This window comes from Erythrobacter sp. 'gip.4 top 5', from assembly GCF_056495765.1.
Window position 1 is genome coordinate 1,983,318 of sequence record NZ_CP200270.1, and the last position, 20,476, is coordinate 2,003,793.

The 20,476-nt window shown below is 61.4% G+C and carries 16 protein-coding genes, 1 tRNA gene and 1 pseudogene; 7 read left to right on the forward strand and 11 right to left on the reverse strand.

The genetic code is table 11. The annotated features are described in order from the left end of the window. Nucleotides 1–64: 64 nt before the first annotated feature. Genes ACRANW_RS09515 through ACRANW_RS09530 form a run of 4 tightly spaced genes read left to right on the forward strand, consistent with a single transcriptional unit; the run spans nt 65 to nt 6,983 of the window. Nucleotides 65–1,303: a putative DNA modification/repair radical SAM protein gene (locus ACRANW_RS09515; protein WP_479431563.1), complete on the forward strand. Its 1,239-nt coding sequence runs from the start codon at nt 65–67 to the stop codon at nt 1,301–1,303. After that, entirely contained in the window at nt 1,303–2,745 is a 1,443-nt protein-coding gene (locus ACRANW_RS09520) for a UdgX family uracil-DNA binding protein (RefSeq protein WP_479431564.1), read from the forward strand. Before ACRANW_RS09515 ends, ACRANW_RS09520 begins: the two co-directional genes overlap by 1 nt. Next, a complete protein-coding gene (locus tag ACRANW_RS09525) occupies nt 2,745–6,233 on the forward strand; it encodes an error-prone DNA polymerase (protein ID WP_479431565.1) in 3,489 nt (1,162 codons plus the stop codon). The genes ACRANW_RS09520 and ACRANW_RS09525 overlap by 1 nt, the downstream gene beginning before the upstream one ends. Nucleotides 6,234–6,242: 9 nt before the next feature. Continuing rightward, complete coding sequence (locus ACRANW_RS09530; protein ID WP_479431566.1) at nt 6,243–6,983, forward strand: extensin-like domain-containing protein; 741 nt, start codon at nt 6,243–6,245, stop codon at nt 6,981–6,983. On the opposite strand, the gene phoB is transcribed toward ACRANW_RS09530, so the two are convergent. The 8 genes from phoB to recJ form a co-directional block, all read right to left on the reverse strand. Beyond that, entirely contained in the window at nt 6,980–7,669 is a 690-nt protein-coding gene (gene phoB / locus ACRANW_RS09535; protein ID WP_479431567.1) for a phosphate regulon transcriptional regulator PhoB, read from the reverse strand. The two genes, ACRANW_RS09530 and phoB, sit on opposite strands and share 4 nt — an antisense overlap. A gap of 128 nt (nt 7,670–7,797) precedes the next feature. Then, nucleotides 7,798–8,466 carry a phosphate signaling complex protein PhoU gene (phoU, locus tag ACRANW_RS09540; protein WP_479431568.1) on the reverse strand — a complete coding sequence of 223 codons (669 nt, stop codon included), beginning with the start codon at nt 8,464–8,466 and terminating at the stop codon, nt 7,798–7,800. Continuing rightward, nucleotides 8,466–9,233 carry a phosphate ABC transporter ATP-binding protein PstB gene (gene pstB / locus ACRANW_RS09545; RefSeq protein ID WP_479431569.1) on the reverse strand — a complete coding sequence of 256 codons (768 nt, stop codon included), beginning with the start codon at nt 9,231–9,233 and terminating at the stop codon, nt 8,466–8,468. Before pstB ends, phoU begins: the two co-directional genes overlap by 1 nt. Nucleotides 9,234–9,250: 17 nt before the next feature. Beyond that, nucleotides 9,251–10,537: a phosphate ABC transporter permease PstA gene (gene pstA, locus ACRANW_RS09550; RefSeq protein WP_479431570.1), complete on the reverse strand. Its 1,287-nt coding sequence runs from the start codon at nt 10,535–10,537 to the stop codon at nt 9,251–9,253. Further along, a complete protein-coding gene (pstC, locus tag ACRANW_RS09555) occupies nt 10,534–11,919 on the reverse strand; it encodes a phosphate ABC transporter permease subunit PstC (RefSeq protein WP_479431571.1) in 1,386 nt (461 codons plus the stop codon). Before pstC ends, pstA begins: the two co-directional genes overlap by 4 nt. 127 nt (nt 11,920–12,046) lie before the next feature. Beyond that, nucleotides 12,047–13,300, reverse strand: a complete 1,254-nt coding sequence (locus ACRANW_RS09560) for a sensor histidine kinase (protein WP_479431572.1) — start codon at nt 13,298–13,300, stop codon at nt 12,047–12,049. A gap of 123 nt (nt 13,301–13,423) precedes the next feature. Next, a tRNA-Glu gene (locus tag ACRANW_RS09565) sits at nt 13,424–13,498 on the reverse strand. 93 nt (nt 13,499–13,591) lie between these two features. Continuing rightward, on the reverse strand, nt 13,592–15,400 hold the full coding sequence (gene recJ / locus ACRANW_RS09570) for a single-stranded-DNA-specific exonuclease RecJ (RefSeq protein ID WP_479431573.1): 1,809 nt from the start codon (nt 15,398–15,400) through the stop codon (nt 13,592–13,594). Nucleotides 15,401–15,481: 81 nt separating this feature from the next. On the opposite strand from recJ, the gene ACRANW_RS09575 reads away from it, so the two are divergent. The 3 genes from ACRANW_RS09575 (at nt 15,482) to ACRANW_RS09585 (ending at nt 17,393) form a co-directional block, all read left to right on the forward strand. Further along, complete coding sequence (locus ACRANW_RS09575; protein WP_479431574.1) at nt 15,482–15,979, forward strand: flavodoxin family protein; 498 nt, start codon at nt 15,482–15,484, stop codon at nt 15,977–15,979. Between the two features lie 70 nt (nt 15,980–16,049). Beyond that, nucleotides 16,050–16,874: a hypothetical protein gene (locus ACRANW_RS09580; protein ID WP_479431575.1), complete on the forward strand. Its 825-nt coding sequence runs from the start codon at nt 16,050–16,052 to the stop codon at nt 16,872–16,874. After that, a complete protein-coding gene (locus tag ACRANW_RS09585) occupies nt 16,875–17,393 on the forward strand; it encodes an AHH domain-containing protein (RefSeq protein WP_479431576.1) in 519 nt (172 codons plus the stop codon). It begins immediately after the preceding gene. 3 nt (nt 17,394–17,396) lie between these two features. On the opposite strand, the gene ACRANW_RS09590 is transcribed toward ACRANW_RS09585, so the two are convergent. From ACRANW_RS09590 to ACRANW_RS09600, 3 genes and pseudogenes are all read right to left on the reverse strand, one after another. Beyond that, a complete protein-coding gene (locus ACRANW_RS09590) occupies nt 17,397–18,401 on the reverse strand; it encodes an NAD(P)H-dependent flavin oxidoreductase (RefSeq protein WP_479431577.1) in 1,005 nt (334 codons plus the stop codon). A 65-nt stretch (nt 18,402–18,466) separates the two neighbouring features. After that, on the reverse strand, nt 18,467–19,543 hold the full coding sequence (locus ACRANW_RS09595) for an amidohydrolase family protein (protein WP_479431578.1): 1,077 nt from the start codon (nt 19,541–19,543) through the stop codon (nt 18,467–18,469). A gap of 77 nt (nt 19,544–19,620) precedes the next feature. Then, nucleotides 19,621–20,417: pseudogene (locus ACRANW_RS09600) on the reverse strand (DUF2189 domain-containing protein). Nucleotides 20,418–20,476: the final 59 nt, after the last annotated feature.

Genomic DNA, 20,476 nt, shown 5'->3' on the forward strand with positions numbered 1-20,476 from the left:
GCTTTGCATTTGGTGTTGGGATCATGTGAACATATAAGGAACGTTGAAAGGCGTCCCTTAATCCATGGCCCAGCAATCTCTCAGACAGAAGCTCGAAATCCTCGCTGATGCAGCGAAGTACGATGCCTCTTGCGCATCCTCCGGCACGGCGAAGAAGAATTCACTGGGCGGGAAGGGCCTCGGGTCAACCGAAGGGATGGGCATCTGTCATGCCTATGCGCCTGATGGCCGCTGCATTTCGCTATTGAAGATTTTGCTGACCAATCACTGCATCTTCGATTGCCACTACTGCATCAACCGCAAGAGTTCCAACGTGGCGAGGGCGCGGTTCACCCCGCAGGAGGTGGTCGATCTCACGCTCAATTTCTATCGGCGCAATTATATCGAAGGGCTGTTTTTGTCCTCCGGTATCGTGCGCAGCGCCAATCACACGATGGAACAATTGGTCGAGGTTGCCCGGATCCTGCGCGAAGAGCACGATTTTCGCGGCTATATCCACCTCAAGACTATTCCCGAAGCCGATGCCGAGATCATTCATGAGGCCGGGCTTTATGCCGACCGCGTTTCGATCAATGTCGAGCTGCCGACCCGCGCCGGCCTCAACCGGCTTGCGCCCGATAAGGATGAAAGCCAGATCGAAGGCGCAATGGGGCGTACCAAGGCGCGGATTATTGAGGCGAAGGACGAACGCAAACGCTTTCGCCACGCGCCGCGCTTTGCTCCGGCCGGCCAATCGACCCAAATGATCGTCGGCGCGGATGATGCCAATGATACCGCGATCATCGGCAAGGCGAGCCGGCTTTACGGTAGCTTCGGGCTCAGGCGCGTCTATTATAGCGCGTTTTCGCCAATTCCCGATGCGTCGGCGGTTCTGCCCTTGAAGCGCCCGCCGCTGCTGCGCGAACACCGCTTGTATCAGTCCGATTGGCTCATGCGTTTTTATGGCTTTGCCCCCGGCGAAGTTGCTGATGCGACCGAGGCGGATGGCAATCTGCCGCTTGATATTGATCCGAAGCTCGCATGGGCGCTCAAGTTCCGCGAAAGCTTCCCGGTCGATGTGAACCGCGCAGCAAAAGAGCAATTGCTGCGGGTGCCGGGGCTGGGCACGCAGGCCGTGGGCCGGATCCTGGCCGCCCGGCGGCACCGGACGCTGCGGTTGGACGATGTGGCGCGGCTGACCGCCTCGATTGCCAAGGTGCGCCCCTTCATCTGCGCGCTCGACTGGCGACCAACTTTGCTGACTGACCGCGCTGACCTGCGCCGCCTGCTTGCGCCAAAGCAGGAACAGCTAGAGCTGTTTTGATGAGTGTGATGCAGAACGTGAGCCTCGGCGCGCATTATGCTGTATATCTGCCTGCGCCCGATGATTTCGCTTTCTGGCGTGAGCAGGCACGTGGGCTGATCCAATGCGATGTGCCGCCCGACCGTGTGTCATGGGTCGAGCCGGGCGGAACCGGCGATCTGTTCGCCTCCGAAGGCCCGTCACGTGGGGACAAGCGGTTGCCCGCCCCTAGTGCTGATGCGCCTCCGGTGCGTGCCAGCCAGCGGTTCCTCACGCTTGCCCGCAGCGCCGCGCTTCACACCGATCCGGCGCGCTTCGGGCTGCTTTACCGGATGTTGTGGCGCTTGCAGCGCAACCCGCGCCTGATGGAAGACAAGGCTGATCCCGAAGTGCGTCGGATCGAGGAGCTCGCCAAATCGGTGCGCCGTGATGCGCATAAGATGCACGCCTTTGTCCGCTTCCGCGAGGTGGCAGACGACGACGGCACGCCGCATTTTGTGGCTTGGTTTGAACCCGATCACCACATTGTCCGCACCGAGGCTGCGTTTTTCATGCGTCGTTTCGCCAATATGCGCTGGTCGATCCTGACCCCGCGCGGGACCATTCACTGGGATGGGGAAGTGATGCGCGAAGGCCCGCCTGCGCGCCGCGAGGATGCGCCGGGGGATGATCCGGTCGAGGATCTGTGGCGCTCCTACTATGCCTCGATCTTCAATCCGGCGCGGCTGAAGGTCGGCGCGATGCTGTCGGAAATGCCGAAGAAATACTGGAAGAACTTGCCTGAGGCTGCGCTGATCCCGCAGTTGATCGCAGGCGCACAGGCGCGGGAAGCGGCGATGGTGGCGGCAGGGGAGCGCGAGGAACGTGTGCGTCCTGCGACGCTGGCACAGGTGGCGCAAGGGGCTGCGGCTTGCCGCGACTGTGCCATCGCCGATTGCGGCACCCGCGCCGTGGCGGGGGAAGGGCCGCAGCAAGCTGCTCTGATGATCGTTGGCGAACAGCCGGGCGATCAGGAGGATTTGGCCGGGCGCGTGTTTGTTGGTCCGGCGGGGCAATTGCTCGATCAGGCGCTGACTCGCGTCGGGATCGACCGGAGCGCAGCTTACGTCACCAACGCGGTCAAGCACTTCAAGTTTACCTGGAAGGGCAAGCATCGCCTGCACCAATCGCCTGCCGCCAAGGAGATCGACACCTGCCGCTGGTGGCTCGAAGCCGAGCGCGCAATCGTGCAGCCCCGTATCGTGCTGGCGCTGGGGGCGAGCGCAGCACGCGGAATGCTGGGGCGCACGGTCAGCGTGTCCAAAGCACGCGGTGCGCCGATCATGCTCGATGACGGGGCCGAGTTGTGGGTGACGGTGCATCCTTCCTATCTGCTCCGGCTTGATGGTGCGGCGCGTGAGGAACAGACGATGCTGTTCGCTGCCGATCTGGCGCGGGTGCGGGAGCGGTTGGAGGCGGCCTGATGCCCGACGCCCCGCTCACCCCCGACAAGCGCACCCTGGAGGTTGATCCTGATGGCATCACCGCGCCTGTGCGTGCGCCTTTTGTCGAACTGGGGATGGCAAGCTGTTTCAGCTTCCTGCGCGGCGCATCGGATGCTGTCGATCTGGTGCTGGCCGCACACGGCCACGGTTATGACGCGCTGGGAATCGCCGATGTCAATTCGATGGCCGGCGTGGTGCGGCTGCACACCGAAGCCAGAACGCTGAAGCTGCGCCCCGTGATCGGTTGCCGGATCGAGACAGTCGAAGGGCTGGCTTTTCTCGCTTACCCCGAAGATCGCGCAGCCTATGGGCGCCTGTGCCGGTTGATCAGCGCCGGACGGATGCAGACCCCGAATGGCGCGTGGCAGGACAAGGGGGTGTGCCAGATCACGCTGGCGATGCTGGCGGAGCATTCGGAAGGCGTGCAACTGATCCTGCTGCCGCCCGATGATCTGGAGGTCGCGTTCAGCATTGAAGTGCCGAGCAATGTCGTCCCCTTCCGTCGTCCTGGGATTGATCAGGACCCGCTTGCCGAAAGCGATCCTGGCCTTCGCCGGGATGAGGAAAGGGAGATGCCGTTCGCCGATCTTTTGCCGCATCTCATCCATCAGTTGCCAACCCTGCGCCACATCGCCGCCAGCTATCTTTACCGCGGCGACGACATCGCCCGGATCGAGCGGCTTGATAGTCTTGCGCGCACGCACGGTCTCGGCCTGCTGGCCACCAATGATGTCCACTACCACGCAGCCGAACGCCGCGCGCTGCAGGACGTGATGACTGCGATCCGGCACAAGACACCTGTGGCAGCAGCAGGCCATCTGCTGCACCCCAATGCCGAGCGGCATCTCAAGTCTCCCGAGGCAATGCAGCGCCTCTTCGCCCGTTGGCCCCACGCGATCCGCGCCGCGCGCGCGGTGGCAGACAGATGTCAATTCAGCCTCGACGAATTGCGGTATGAATATCCCGAGGAGATCTATCCGGACGGGCAGACCCCGCAGGCTTTTCTCGAAAGCGAAGTCTGGAAGGGGGCAAGGCGGCGTTACCCTGAAGGCCTGCCCGAAACCGTCCGCGCCACGCTGATCCGGGAACTCGCTTTGATCGCAAAGCTCGATCTGGCGCGCTATTTCCTGACCATCAAGGACATCGTCGATTTCGCGCGCGGGTGTGATCCGCCGATCCTGTGCCAGGGGCGGGGCAGCGCCGCCAATTCCGCCGTGTGCTACGTCCTCGGCATCACATCCGTCGATCCGGCCAAGCATCAGCTGCTGTTCGACCGGTTCATCTCCGAGGAACGGAAAGAGCCGCCCGATATCGACGTCGACTTCGAGCATGAGCGCCGAGAAGAGGTGATCCAATACATCTATCGCCGGTATGGACGCCACCGCGCCGGGTTGTGCGCCACCGTGATCCATTACCGCCCACGCATGGCGATCCGCGAAGTGGGCAAGGCGATGGGGCTGTCAGAAGATGTGACCAGTGCGCTCGCTCGCACCGTGTGGGGCGGGTGGGGACGTGAGATCAGCGAGAAGCACGCCGCTGAAACCGGGCTCGACATCACCGACCCCCACCTCAGGCGTGTCCTCAAGCTCACCGAGCAGATAATTGGAATGCCGCGTCATCTGGGCCAGCATGTGGGCGGCTTTATCCTTACCGAAAGCGCGCTGACTGAGACGGTGCCTATCGGCAACGGTGCGATGCCGGAGCGCTCCTTTATCGAGTGGGACAAGGACGATATCGAGGCCTTGGGTATCCTCAAGGTCGATGTGCTGGCACTGGGGATGCTGACCTGCATCCGCAAATGCCTTGATCTGTTGGGCGCGCATCATGGCTGCGCCCTGACGCTTGCTACTGTCCCGCGCGAAGACCCGGAAACCTATGCGATGCTGCGCAAGGGCGATTCGCTGGGCGTGTTTCAGGTCGAAAGCCGGGCGCAGATGAACATGCTGCCGCGCCTGCGCCCACGCGAGTTCTACGATCTGGTGATCCAGGTCGCGATCGTGCGTCCGGGGCCGATACAGGGAGACATGGTGCACCCTTACCTTAAGCGCCGCAGAGGGGCTGAACCCGTCCAGATTCCCGCGCCCGCGCCTGAACACGGACCCCCAGATGAACTGACCAGCATCCTGGGGCGCACCTTGGGCGTTCCGATTTTTCAGGAGCAGGCGATGAAAATCGCCCTAGATGCGGCGAAATTCTCCAGCCTTGAAGCCAACCGGCTGAGAAAGGCGATGGCGACCTTCCGCAGCCGGGGGATGGTCGATGAATTGCAGGACATGATGGTCGAACGCATGGTCGCGCGCGGATACGACCGCGATTTCGCCCAACGCTGCTTCAACCAAATCCGGGGTTTTGGCGAATATGGATTCCCTGAAAGCCACGCGGCGAGCTTTGCGCAGTTGGTGTATGTGTCGAGCTGGCTTAAGTGCCACTACCCCGCCGCCTTCGCCTGCGGGCTGCTCAATTCGCAACCGATGGGCTTCTATGCGCCGGCCCAGATCGTGCGCGATGCGAGCGAGCACGGGGTTAAGGTGTTGCCGGTGGATGTGAACCATTCAAGCTGGGATTGCACGCTTGAGGGTGAGGGGGAGCCGCTGGCCCTGCGGCTCGGTCTGCGCCAGATTGACGGCCTACCCGAACACGTCGCCGCAACGCTAGTGACTGCGCGCGAGGCGGCCGGGGCTTACCGTGATATTGCTGACCTGCGGGCCCGTGCCGGCCTCAGCCCCGCGCATATCGAGCGGCTTGCCAGCGCCGATGCTTTCACCTCGCTGAATCTCACCCGTCGCCAAGCCTTGTGGGATGCGCGCAGCCTCGTCGCCGCGCCAGATCTGCCGCTGTTCCGCGCCGCCGGAATTCGAGAAGAGGGGGCAGAGCGCGCGCGCATTGGCCTGCCTGCCATGCCCCTGTCCGAAGAAGTGGTCGCTGATTACCAGACCACCCGTCTGAGTCTGAAAGCGCACCCGATGGCTTTCCTGCGGGCCGATCTGGCCGCGCGCGGCTTTGTGCGTGCCGCCGATCTGCGCCATCGCAAGTTCCGTTCGATGGTGCAGGTTGCCGGGGTGGTGCTGATTCGCCAGCGACCGGGCAGCGCCAAGGGCGTCACCTTCATCACGCTGGAAGATGAAACAGGCGTCATCAACCTCGTGATCTGGCCCGATCTCAAGGAGAAGAACCGCAAAGTGGTGATGGGCGCGCGGCTGATGGAGGTGCGCGGGCGGGTGGAATATGATGACGAGGTAATCCATGTGATTGCCCAGTCCATGACTGATGCAACACAGCGCCTTCATGCGCTCTCAGACGATTTGCTTGATGCCCCGCTTGCGCGCGCCGACCATGTCAACGCACCACTTTCCGGACGGCGCCCCTCAGCGCCGCATGATTTGGCGAGCGAGCTTGCGCCTGTCCCCAACGTCACGGGACATCCGCGCGATCATCGGATCCTACCCAAGTCACGCGATTTTCACTAGGGTTACAACATGAACCGCTACAACCGACCACATCAGAAGGGCCGGACCAATCCTCATTACGCTGCAGCGCGCCGGGCGATGATGCTGCTTGTGCTGCTGATCGGCGCCATCGCGGGGTGGCAGTGGCTACAAAACCATCCGGAGCATAATCCCCTGGCTCCGCTCGATTTGCGCGATCCGCCAGGCTGGGCGACCCGTACAAAACTGATCGCGTTGCGCAGCGATGTGATGGAGTGCCGCGCCATCCTCGGTCGCAGCGACATCGCTTTTACTACGTTACCGCCGACAGGAGAAGGGGAGTGCGCCAGGCCCGACCGTACCCGGCTCGGCGATTATCCACTGGCGCCCGATACCCCGGCGGTCACTTGCCCGGTCGCCGCTGCGCTCGAATTGTGGCGGCGTGAGAGCGTTGCACCGGCCGCTCGCTCAATCCTAGGGAGCGAGATCGCCCGTATCGAGCATCTCGGCGCCTATTCGTGCCGCCGGATGTATGGCAGCGCGGAAGGTGCATGGAGCGAGCACGCCACCGCCAACGCCATCGACATCGCAGCCTTTGTGCTGGAAGACGGACGGCGGATCAGCGTGCTTGGTGACTGGGACGGAAGCGATGAAGAGGCTACTTTCCTGCGTCAGGTCCGCCAAGGCGCCTGCGACAGCTTCGCCACAGTGCTTTCGCCCGATTATAACGCTGCCCACGCCGATCACTTTCATCTGGATCAGGACGATCGCTGGGCAGGCGTTTGCCGTTAACTGGCTTCGAGCGCATATCCGGCTGAACGGACCGTACGGATCGGATCCTTCGCACTCTCCACCCCGATCGCCTTGCGCAAGCGACGGATATGAACGTCGACGGTGCGAAGCTCGATATCCGAGCCTGTACCCCACACGCCGTCAAGCAGTTGACCGCGGCTAAACACACGGCCTGGGCTTTCCATGAAGAACTTAAGCAAGCGATACTCAGTCGGCCCAAGCTGGAGCGCGCGGCCCCGGCGCTGCACCTTGTGTGCGACCGGATCGAGTTTCAAATCACCGACTTCAATCGTTTCTCCCGCCAGCGCGGGACGAATTCGGCGCATAACGGCAGCAACACGCGCCAACAGTTCACGCGGAGAAAAGGGCTTGGTCAGGTAATCATCCGCACCCGTTTCCAGCCCACGCACCCGATCATCCTCAGCCTCTCGTGCAGTCAGCATGATGATGGGGACGTGCGCGGTTTCCTTATCGCGGCGCAAGCGGCGGCACACTTCAATGCCGCTGGTGCCTTCGATCATCCAGTCGAGGATGATGAGATCGGGCACTTCTTCGGCGGCCAGGACCAGTGCCTCGTCACCATCGCCGGTGCAGCGCACGGCATAGCCTTCGTTCTGGAAGCGATATTCGAGCAGTTCGGACAGGGCGGGATCGTCTTCGACCAGCAACAGTTTGGCAGCGGACATGCGCAAGATGCCTCCTCAAGCCCGCAAACGCGAGCGATGGCTGAGCCTATGTGTCACTTGAGCGACAATTTGATGAAACCCAAACGGTTTTCATTCGCAGCGCGACAAAGAGCCGCTGCGCCATGATACTACCGGTCACCTTCTGGCGGATAGACTCCGGTAGCGGCGAAGTGGACCATCTCTGCAACATTGGTGGCATGATCGCCGATCCGCTCGATATTGCGGGCGACGAACAGCAACTGCGCGGCGCTCGAAATGGTCGAAGGGTTTTCGACCATATGGCTGACAAGATTGCGGAAGATGCTGTTGTAGAAGGCGTCGACCTTGGAGTCGGTCGCAATCACTTCGCGGGCCAGATCGGGATCACGCGCGGCATAGGCGGTCAACACATCATGCACCATCTCGCCTGCAAGTTCACCCATTGTTGGCAGCAGCGTGAGCGGCTCGAACCGGGCGCGGCCTTCGATCATGCCGACGCGCTTGGCGATGTTCTTGGAATAGTCGCCGATACGTTCCAATACACCGGCGATCTTCAGTGCAGCGATCACCTCGCGCAGGTCGTCAGCCATCGGCGCGCGCAGAGCGATGATCCGCACCGCAAGCTTGTCGACCTCCATTTCGAGCACGTCCATGCGCTTGTCACGCGCTACCACCTGATCGGCCAGCGCCACGTCACCCCTCACCAGGGCATCAAGCGACTCAGCGATGGCGACTTCGGCGAGCCCGCCCATCTCGGCGATCAGACCGCGCAGCCGGGTAATGTCCTCATCGAAGGCTTTGACAGTATGCTCAGCCATCAACCGTACCTTCCGGTGATATAATCCTTAGTCCGCTCCTCAATCGGATTGGTGAAAATCTCCGAAGTGGGGCCATATTCGACCATCTTGCCAAGGTGGAAAAATGCCGTCCGCTGGCTGACACGCGCAGCCTGCTGCATCGAGTGGGTCACGATCACGATGGCATAGCGACCTGAAAGGTCATCAATCAATTCCTCGATCTTGGCGGTTGCGATTGGATCGAGCGCGCTGGCGGGCTCATCCATCAGGATAACCTCCGGGTCTACCGCGATGGCCCGCGCAATGCAAAGCCGCTGCTGCTGGCCACCCGAAAGCGCTGTGCCTGAATCGTCAAGCCTGTCCTTGACCTCGTCCCACAGCCCGGCGCGGGTCAGTGAGCGTTCGACAACAACGTCAAGATCGGCCTTTTTTTCGGCCAACCCGTGGATTTTTGGCCCGTAGGCGATGTTTTCGTAAATCGACTTGGGAAAAGGGTTGGGCTTCTGGAACACCATGCCGACGCGAGCGCGCAGTTGCACCACATCCATCTGATTGCCGTGGATGTCTTCGCCATCGAGTTCGATCAGGCCTGTCACCTTGGCGGCACCGATGGTGTCATTCATGCGATTGAAGCACCGCAGAAACGTCGACTTGCCGCAGCCCGAAGGGCCGATGAACGCTGTGACGTAATTGGGCGAGATGTCGATCGACACCTCATCGATCGCTTTCTTGTCGCCGTAGTAGACACAGACGTCACGCGCACGGATCTTGGCGCTTTCGTCAGTCATATTGGGATGGATTACAGTCACCAGCGTTTCTCGAATTTGTTGCGGAGGTAAATGGCGAGACCGTTCATTGCGAGCAGGAACACCAGCAACACGATAATGGCGGCACTGGTACGCTCAACAAAGCCGCGATCGATTTCATCGGACCACAAGAAGATCTGCATCGGCAGCACCGTGGCCGGAGAGGTAAAGCCATCGGGCGGCGTTGCTACGAAAATGCGCATCCCGATCAACAAGAGCGGCGCGGTTTCGCCCAAGGCGCGGGCCATGCCGATGATGGTGCCCGTCAACATGCCCGGCAACGCCAGTGGCAGCACATGGTGGAACACCACCTGAATCGGCGAGGCACCGATGGCAAGCGCGCCGTCGCGGATCGAAGGTGGCACCGCCTTGATCGCATTGCGCCCCGAAATCACGATCACCGGCATAGTCATCAGTGCCAGCGTCATCCCACCGATCAACGGCGCGGAGCGCAGGTTGGGGAACAGGGCAAGGAAAACCGCAAGACCTAGCAGACCGAAGATGATCGAGGGCACGGCTGCCAGATTGCTGATCGATACCTCGATCACGTCGGTCCAGCGGTTACGCGGCGCATATTCTTCAAGGTAGAGCGCTGAAAGCACACCGATCGGAAAGGCCAGCACCAGCGTCACCAGCATGGTCAGCATAGTGCCCTTGAGCGCGCCCCAAATGCCAACCGAACGCGGGTTCGTGGCGTCTGATCGCGCAAGAAATCCCCAGTCCCAATTGCGTGACAGCTTCCCGTCCTGGGCCAGGCGCTGGGCCAAGGCTTGCGTTTCGGGAGCGCCTTCGCCCTGCAGACCGGCTGCCAGAGCCGAGCTTGTCGCCAAGTGGAATGTCTTGCTGCCCGTGACCAGTGAAGGATCTTCAGCCAGCGCATTGGCGAGATCGCGCCAAGCCTCTGGCGAAATTTCGGCGGCGGCATCCCCTCCAAGCTGTTCTTCAGCGAAGAATGTCACGACATCGGGCAGGCCCTGCATCTCGAGCGTTTGCATCGCGCTGGGCGCGGTCAAGGATACCGCATCGCCCGTCACGCCGCTTTCGGCAAAATCGATGGTGACGGCAATCTCGGCCCGCTGAAATCCGGAGATGCCGTTGATCAGCATATTGCCAAGCAGGAAAACCAGCACGGCGACCGAGAATATAACAGCGCTCATGCCAACGAGCCGAAAATTGCGCTCGGCGCGGTAACGCTTTGCGAGACGCCGCTCGAATGCGGAGGTGCGCGTGGGGCCGAGAGATGGCGCTTCGGCATCCTTAGCGTGGGGAAAGGCAGAACTGCTCATTCGTAAGCCTCGCGGAAACGTTTGACGACGCGCAAAGCGATGAAGTTGAGCGCCAGCGTCACCATGAACAGGACAAAGCCCAAGGCATAGGCGCTCAATGTTGCGGGGTGATCGGTGCTTTGCTCACCTGTCAGAAGCTTGACGATCTGCACGGTCACGGTCGACATTGGCTCAAGCGGGTTGGCAGTCAGGTTGGCCGCCGGCGATGCGGCCATGACCACGATCATTGTCTCGCCGATTGCACGGCTGACGGCCAGCATGATGCCAGCAACGATACCCGGCAGCGCGGCCGGAAACAGGACGCGGCGGATCGTCTCGGATTTGGTTGCGCCCATCGCAAGGCTGCCGTCACGCATGGCGCCCGGTACCGCTGCCATCGAATCGTCCGCCATCGACGACACGAAGGGAATGATCATCACCCCCATCACGATTCCAGCCGCAAGCGCGCTTTCGGTGGACGCGCTGGTGATGCCGATGGACACCGCCGCATCGCGGATCATCGGAGCCAGCGTGAGCGCGGCAAAATAGCCATACACCACGGTGGGCACGCCCGCGAGCAGCTCAAGCAGCGGTTTGATCCAGGCGCGGACCTTGGGATCGGCATATTGGGTGAGGTAAACCGCGCTCATCAGCCCCAACGGGATCGCCACGATCATGGCGATGATCGCACCGATGAAAAGTGTGCCCCAGAACAACGGTACTGCGCCGTATCGTGACGGGTCGACCGCATCGGGGCTCCCCATCGTATCCGGGCCCCATTTGGTGCCAAATAGAAAGTCGATCGGGGATACCATTCCGAAGAAGCGTACGGTTTCGAACACCAGGCTGACGAAAATGCCAAGCGTCGTCAGGATTGCCACCATCGACGCCAGCAGCAGGATCATCATCACCGTCCGCTCAACCCGTGTTCGCGCACCGAATTGCGGGCGCAGCCGCAGGAAGGCCAGCGCCCCGCCCGCCACTGCGATCAGCACGGTCACCATGATGCCGATCGTGTTGTAATAGGAAAAAGCCTCGCGGAAGGGCGCGATCAGCGGCTCTGCTTCGTCGTTGAATACACCGGGCGCCTGGCCGAGCGCCACGGCCCGTGCTTCGCCGAGGAAAGCATCGCGTTCAAATCCAAAGGCGGGCAGACCGCTGGTCGCCGGTGACGCGAGAACGGTCTGCATGACCAGTTGCGGCGCGATAACCGACCATGCCACGACAAACATGAGCACTGGGATCACCACCCATAGCGCGACATACCAAGCATGGTAGATCGGGCGAGAGGCGGGTCGCAGCGCAGGATCGCTGGACTGGAAGCCCCAAGCCTTGGCGCGGCCCGCTAGCCAGCCCAGCAGGCCAAGGCCCAGAGCAATCAGGATCAGCGTGATCGGCGACATGAAAGTGACCTGTGTTCCCTGAAGGAGAATCGTTTAGGCGAAAAGTTCGCCGAATCTCCGGACGAGATCAGGCGCCGGAATCGGCCCAAATGGCATGAAGGCCGCATGTTGAAGAAATAAGACACTGCTATGACAGTTGTTGTGCTTCCGTTGGGTGGATGGTGGCGTCATCGTTGTCAGGCGGACAGGATTGCGTCGGCGGATCAGCCTCGGCAAGCGGAAGGCGCACCACAACCCGCGTGCCTTTTCCAAGCTCGCTGGTGATGTCGAGCCGTCCGCGATGGCGTTCGACAATATGCTTGACGATCGCAAGACCAAGTCCGGTGCCGCCCGAGGCGCGGCTGCGCCCCGGATCGGTGCGGTAGAATCGCCGTGTGAGATGCGGGATCTGTTCAGGCGCGATGCCTTCGCCCTGATCGACAACCGCGAGCCGCGCGAGATCGCCTTGCGCAAGATCAAGCACCAGGTTCACTGGGGTATCGGATGCACCATATTTCAGTGCGTTGTCGACGAGGTTGCGAACCACCTGTTCAAGCTGTTGCCGATCGCCCAGCACCAGCGGTTCGACGGCAATTTTAAGGTTCAGCCGATCGCCCCTAGCCGGTCCCGCCGCATCGCACGCAGCGCGTTCGACCAGCGAGGCAAAGTCGATCACTGCGGTAGGCAGATCGTGCTTTTCCGCTTCCACCCGCGACAAGCTCATCAGATCACTTACCAATGCGTGCAGCCGCTGCGCCTCGCGTTCGATGATGCCAAGAAACTTGTGCGCCGTGGGCGTGTCCAAGCCGGCATCGCCTTCCTGCAAAGTTTCAACATAGCCAAGGATCGCAGCGAGAGGTGTGCGCAATTCATGGCTCGCATTAGCGACAAAATCAGTATGCGCGCGGCTGATATCGGCTTCTGCCGTCTGGTTGATGAACTCAAGCATCGCGAGGCGTTCGTCAATCATCTGGCGATTGATCTGCCAGATATCTCCTCGCCGAACGAGGCCGCGCACAATCGCCTCACCCTGGCGACTTTCGTTGAGCAACGAAATTGCCTCTGGCTGGCGCAGAGCAACCCGCGCATCCTGACCGATCACATGCGGCCCCAGGATCCGGCGCGCCGCACGATTGGCGATCGCGATGATGCTGCGTTCTGTAATGACCAGCGGCGTGTTGGAGCCTTCGATCAAATCACGGATCGAATCGAGGGTGAGACGCTGCTTCACCTTGGCACGTGGTGGTTCGGGCGGACGACCTGCCGCGACCAAAAGCGATCCGACCCAAACCGTCAAAACCGCGAGCGCAATGACAATCTCGGTCCCCAGCAGCAGCAGCGCCACGAAGGTCACTGCCGCCAACATGATGCCTGCGATCGGAATGTTCTGGCCGCTGCCCATGGCACGGCCTGTACAACCAGTCAGCGTTCGTGGGAAGCGAAGAGCGATATTGATCGACGTTCGCAGAACATGAAAAAAGGCGGCAAGACCGAAGCCTGCCACCTTTTTCAGCCACCTTAAAAGTGGTGACCCCTACGGGAATCGAACCCGTGTTTCAGCCGTGAAAGGGCCGCGTCCTAACCGCTAGACGAAGGGGCCGTCGCGATTGCGAGAGGGCGCAGTTAGGGGGGGGAAACGGATCGGTCAACACCCTTTTGCGCGCTACACTGCAAAAATTCGTCACGCCTGCGTTCAATCGGCGAATGCTGCGTCCTCCAACTGCAATTCTGCTGCCGGGCGATTGCCCCAATCATCGATGCGCGCACGCCCCGCAAGATAGAATTGACGGCCCTGGCTGCGGTGGAGCAGGGTCTGCGCCATTTCGGTTTCGGCCACGCGAAAGGCAATCGCCTTGAAGCTGCGCCCATCCTTGCCGCTGGCGACAAGGCGCAGGTGATCTTTGCCCACAATATCAGCCTTGATGATCCGCACCGGCCCCACGGCGATACGCGGCGCGGGCCAGCCGACGCCATAGGGGCCGGCGGCCTCCAGCGTCTCGACCAATTCCGGCGTCAGCCCACCTGGCGCGAGCGCCAGATCGAGCAGCATCGCAGCGCCTGCCCGCGCCCGTTCGACATCGCGGGCGAGCCGTTCGTCAAGAAACCCGGCAAAGTCGGCAAGGCGCACCGGATCAATCGTCAGCCCTGCGGCCATCGCATGCCCGCCGCCTGCAACCAATAACCCGGCCTCGCGCGCAGCAATGATGGCCGCGCCAAGGTCCACGCCGCTGATCGACCGGCCCGAGCCCTTGCCGTGCACATCGTCGAGGGCGATTACGACCGCGGGCTTGCCGGTCTTCTCCTTGATGCGTCCGGCCACAATCCCGATAACGCCGGGATGCCAGCCGAAACCGCTAAGCACTTGCACCGCCATGTCGTGCTGCCCGGCCAGCTGCGCCTCTGCCGCCTCCTGCACCTCGGCCTCGATTGCGCGGCGCTCTTCATTCAGTTGTGAAAGCTGGGCGGCAATAGCACGGGCCTCTTCGGGATCATTGGTGGTGAGCAATCGCACGCCAAGGGTCGATTCGCCGATCCGCCCGCCTGCATTGATGCGCGGACCGAGGGCAAAGCCGAGATCGCTTGCCTGCGGTGCGCGTGTCAGACGGCTTGCGTCCATCAAGGCGGCCATGCCGATCCTGTTGCGCCGTGCGAGCACCTTCAGACCTTGCGCCACGAACGCGCGATTAAGACCATGGAGCGCGGCGACATCGGCCACTGTGCCAAGGGCCACCAGATCAAGCAGTGCGATCAAATTGGGCTCGGCCCGGTTTCCAAACCAGCCCCGCTCCCTCAAAGTACGAACCAGCGCGACACCCAGCAAGAACGCGACACCGACGGCGGCAAGATGCCCGTGTGCTGCTCCGAGGTCGCTCTCGTCGAGACGGTTGGGGTTTACCAACGCGGTGGTGGGGGGGAGATCGTGGGAGCACTTGTGATGGTCGACCACGATCACATCGATTCCGGCATCGCGCGCCATGCCGAGCGCTTCGTGTGCCATCGCTCCGCAATCGACTGTGACGACAAGGCTCGATCCTGCTTCGCCCAAGCGCACCAGCGCCTCGCCCGAGGGGCCGTAGCCTTCCAGCAAACGGTCTGGAATGTAATAGCCCGCTTCAAGCCCTAGCTGGCGGAGCAGTTCCACAAGCAGCGCAGCACTGGTCGCGCCGTCGACATCATAATCACCGTAGATCGTGACGCGTTCGCCGGTCATTACGCTGTGCGCAAGGCGTTCGGCAGCGGTGTCCATATCACGGAAGCTCGACGGATCGGGCAGAAAGGCTCGCAACGTGGGCTGGGCATGGCGCGCCAGGTCATCTTCGGCAACGCCTCGGGTCAGCAGCAATTGATCGAGGATCGCATGATTGAGACTGTGCTGCCCGCCGGCCTGTTCCTCGCCAAGCTCCATGTTCCCACCCCGCCAGCGCCACGCCTTGCCTGATAGCGAGATGGCGACGCCGAGGACGGGAGCAAAACCGGGCGGAGGGAGAGTGCTGGTGGCCATGGTGCCTGATAGCGGAAAGCTTGCTTCACTGACAGGGACGCCTGATTGACAATCGACAGGCGCGCGGCAGAGCTTGTCTGTATGAACAACACGGTTTCCGATCCTAGCCTTTTGATCATCTGGCACAGCCGTACTGGTGCAACCGAAGCGATGGCGCAGGCTGCGTTCGAAGGGGCAGGGGCCACAGGCGCTCTTGTCATGGCGGAAGACGCGCAGCCGGAAATGCTGCTCGGCGCTGATGGTTACCTTTTTTGCTGTCCCGAAAACCTTGGCAGCATGAGTGGGCTGATGAAGGATATGTTCGACCGTGCCTATTATCCCCTACTGAACCGGATCGAAGGCCGTCCTTACGCAACCCTTATTGCCGCAGGATCGGACGGCGAGGGCGCCCAGCGGCAGATCGACCGGATCGTGACCGGATGGCGATTGAAGCGGGTGGCCGCGCCAATGATCGTCAATCTCGCTGCACAAGCCCCCAAAGTGATTTTGGCACCCAAAACAGTCCCCTTTGAAGCCTTGGATCAATGTCGCGAAATCGGGAGAACATTGGCTGAGGGACTGCGGCTGGGCGTGTTCTAGAGATTGCTCCAAAACGGGACTGGTCTCGCCTTTGGGGACTCGACGATGTCAACCAAACACGTCATTCAGTATGCGTCTGAGTTGCTTGTATCTGGCAAAGGTAAGGGGCCAAAAGATTTCACAGTCGCAGCGCGCTCATGACGCTGAGCTGCACCTGCTGTTTGCCCGTGGCGAACGGCCCGATCGAAGTGCGATCGGCGCCTTTGCAGCGCGCTGGCCGTCGGTTGGCATCAGTCATGACCCTTTCGGTACGGACGCGGCCCACCACGAGGCGTTGTGGCCTGGCCAGCAACACTGGCTGGAGTTGTTGCGCGATGGGCTGACCTTCGATCTAAGCGGCCTGGCGCCGGGGCCTGAATGCCCCTTTCCCGAAATTATCCACCGGTTCGATATGACCGAACTGCCGGCGCCAGGCGAATATGAGGTTATGACGCTTCGTCCGGGGCCGCATCTCGCTACGTCCGAAAACAGTCTTCCCGTGACCCGCATGATGTTGGCGCTGGCATGCGATCTGGTGCGGTATTTTGATCAGCTCGCTGCAGTTGGATGGGGTCCAGCACAAACCGCGATAGGGCGGCGTTTCTTCGAATCAGTCACGGCTGCCTGGCTCGATGGCGGGCCATTCCCGGCGTTGGGCCTGACCGCCTTTGTCGAAACAGCGGATGCAGCGTTGCAAAGTGTTGGGCTGTCGTTCTGGATCGGGCAGGAATTGTGGATCGAACCTCCGCTAAGCGCAAACAGAAGTGCAGCGACGCGGCTGGCGATCCGCATCGTCAACCACCTTGTTCTTGCAGGAGGTCTGGCGACAGAAGATCACATTACCGCGCCGGATGGCACGCGCCTGGTGCTGCGCCCGTCAAGCGATCGTGCAATCATAGGCGTGTGGCGCGAATAGATGCCACCTTGGGGTCGCACCGTCAGCCGGACCGTGATCGCCTTTCGTTCGGTCAATACGCCGGGCGCGCCCGATTACAACGCCGGTCTACAACGTCATCACCTGCTGCCGCGCCAATTGCTCTCGCGGCAATGTTTTGGCGCCATGTTTGTCGATGTCGGGCGCAAGCGGGTGGGCTTTGATGACTTCCGCCGCAATGGGCTGTTGCTTCCCGCTACTGAAGCGGCAAGCGTCAACACCGGAATGCCGCTGCACCGCGGTCCACACCCGCGCTACAACGAAGTCGTCATCGCGCGCGTTGGGCAAATCGAAGCACACTGGTCGGCTGCCCGCCATGAGGACGCCGAGGGGGCGCTGAACGAAGCCCTGCTGCGTCTTCATCTTCTGCAAGGCGCGCTCAGGCGACAGTTGCTTGCCGAGCACCGGCGGGTTCTGCTCAATCGCAAAGACCCGCTAGGCACGGGCTACAACTTCAGCGAACTCGACACGATGGCAGAGACGCTATGGGGCGCGCAGTAACCTTCACTCGGCAGCTTCAGCGAACGCGCCCCACGCGGCGTAGCCGGAATTGGCAAGCAGTTGTGCCTTGGCCGCGTGGTATTCCTGCTCCATCCGTGAGACCAGATCCTCGACCGTGCCCACATCCTTGATCGGGCCGATCCCTTGGCCAGAACCCCAAATGTCCTTCCATGCCTTGGCCTTGGTGTTGCCGCCGCTACCGAAGTTCATCTTGCTGGGATCGCTTTCTGGCAGGTTGTCTGGGTCCATGCCTGCCGCTTCGATCGAGGAGCGCAGGTAGTTGCCATGCACGCCTGTAAACAGGTTAGTGTAGACGATCCCTTCCGATGATCCTTCGACGATGCCATTCTTGTAGGCTTCGTCGGCATTGGCTTCTTTGGTCGCGATGAAGGCGCTGCCGGCGTAGGCGAAATCGGCGCGAAGGGCCTGCGCGGCTAGGATCGTCGCCCCATGTCCGACGGAACCCGATAGCGCGACGAGACCGTCGAACCACTCGCGGATTTCCTGCATTAACGCGAAAGGCGAAAGCGCGCCGGCATGACCGCCTGCGCCTGCCGCCACGGGGATCAAACCCGTCGCGCCTTTTTCGATGGCCTTGCGCGCGAAGCGGTTGTTGATCACGTCATGCATGGTGACCCCGCCCCAGTTGCGCACAGCGGTGTAGATGTCCTCCCGCGCCCCGAGTGAAGTGATGACCATGGGCACCTGCCACTTTTCACAGGTCGCCATGTCGGCATCGACCCGGTCGTTGGTCCTGTGGACGATCTGGTTGACGGCAAAGGGCGCGGCCGGCCGGTCGGGATGTGCGCGGTTGTGCGCCGACAATTCCTCGGTGATCTGGTGGAGCCATTCATCAAGCTGCGATTGCGGCCGCGCGTTCAGCGCCGGAAAGCTGCCGATAATCCCTGCCTTGCATTGTGCGATGACCAGTTCCGGCCCCGAAACGATGAACAGCGGCGATCCGATCAGCGGCAAACGCAAGCGATCAAAGTGGGCGGGAAGCGGCATCGGTTTCTCCAAAAAACTTTGTTTTGCGTCTGCATCTCTAACGCGGGCTGGGGGCCTGCCAAGTGTCAATTTGACAAGCTAGGCTCCAGCAAGGTTTCCAGCCCGTAAAAGCGCGCCGCGGTTCCAGCATAAAGCGCCGCTTTCTCATCGGCGCTGGCTGAATGGGTAAGATGTTTGAAGGCGTTCCACAGCACAGTGTAATCCGCGCCCCAGTGGTCGACGGGATAATTGCTTTCGAACATGGCGCGGTTCGGTCCAAAAGCCTCAATGCAGGTTTCGATATAAGGACGCCACAGAGCGGCGAGGTATTCTGAACCATGGCCTGCGCAGGGGCCATCTTCGGGAAGGCCGCAGAATGCCATGGCAAGGCCGCCGAGTTTCACGACCACATTTTCGCAGCGTGCAAGTTCGTGGATGTTGTCTCGCCAAATGTCGAAGCGTTCGGGTAGCTTGCCTTTGTAGCCCATTGCTCCCAGCGGCGTGCCACAATGGTCAAGGCAGATTGGCTGATCGGGAAAGGCGCGGGCAAGATCGATCACGTCAGGCAACTGCGGCTCAAGCACCCAGGCATCAAACGTCATGCCCCGCTTGCCCAATTCTGCAAAGCCAGCGCGGAACGTGCTATCGCGGTACAAGCCCTCGGGATGGTGGAAGGGCGGGCCGAGCACTTCGGCATCGGCGTCCCATGCCCCGGCATGGCGGATCCCCTTGAAGCGGCGTGGAGCCGCAGCGTGCAGGGCATCCAGCACGTCGCCAGCCTCGCTCCCACGCATCAGATCGGCATGGCCCACGATCCCGGCGCAATAGCGTGAAGGGCCGTAAAGCCCGCTTGCCGACTGTGCGGCAACGCCATTTACGAACTCGACCTCGCCAACCGGTTTCAACGCATCCCCATAGGCGGCGTTGTAGAACGCCCCGCACTCCATGAAGATCGTGCCGACGATGTTGTGGCCCCCGCTCAGGTGGGCGTGAAGCTGATCAAATGTGTAGTGTGCATTGTCGACCAGGGCAGCAATGAAGGGATGGTGCGGTTTAGGGAACATGGGCAGCATCGGCCGCAAATCCCAAAGATGGTGATGCGGGTCGATGATCGGCAGTTCTGGCTCAAGAATCGCTTCGGACTGATGCGTGGTGGCGGTCATGTTTCTCTCCCTTGTGCGCATCCTAAGCCCGGCAAGCTTCCGGCCGCAAAGAGAAAAGTGTAAAGCCAAAAGCGTCGCTAATCAGACGCCCGAACATAAAGATGCCAAGTCGAATGGCCCAGCACCGGCAACGCCACCAGCAGGCCGAGGAACCCCGGCAGCATCGCCACGAACAGCAGTGCAGCAATGATGGCCGCCCATCCGAGCATGACGACAACATTGCGGCGCACCACGGTCAGGCTGGCGATGATCGCGGTGAGAAAATCGACCTTGCGGTCTACCAGCAAGGGCAGGCTGATGACGGTCATGGCATAGAAAGCGAAGGCCATCATTGCGCCTACTGCGGTTCCCACCGCGAGCATAGCAAGCCCCTGGGGCATCAGGAAAGCCGCCAGCATATCTGCTCCGCGCGCGGCGCTCATCCCGCTTTCCGCCATGAACACCGCAAAGATCGCATGGGCGACGATCATCCAGAACGAAAACGCCACAAACACAATCACGCCCATAGAGAGGATCTGGTCGTCGTCATGCCCCTTCAATGCGCCCAGCACCCACGCCACGATAAGGGCTCACCGGCAGCGCGGCGGCGACTTGCTTCATACAAACCAACAGCAATGAAGGGCGCGATTAACGGGAAGCCTGCAATCGCCGGGATCAGCCACGTGAGTTCACCGCCGGTCACCGTGAGCCACCCGATCCCGAGGCCTGACAGGACATAAACACCGCCGAAAAACAGGCCGAAGCGCGGCATGGCGAGAAAATCCCGCCACCCTGCTACCAACGCTGTCGACAGGTCGCTCCACGCCAGATTTTCGGCCATCTTAGAGCCGGCTTGTGCTGCAGGTACAGGCGGGTTTTGCTCCCAACTGGTCATGGCCACACTCCTCCTCCGTCATCGGCAAGTTGCGCGTAAATCTGGCGGCGCGCAAGAGA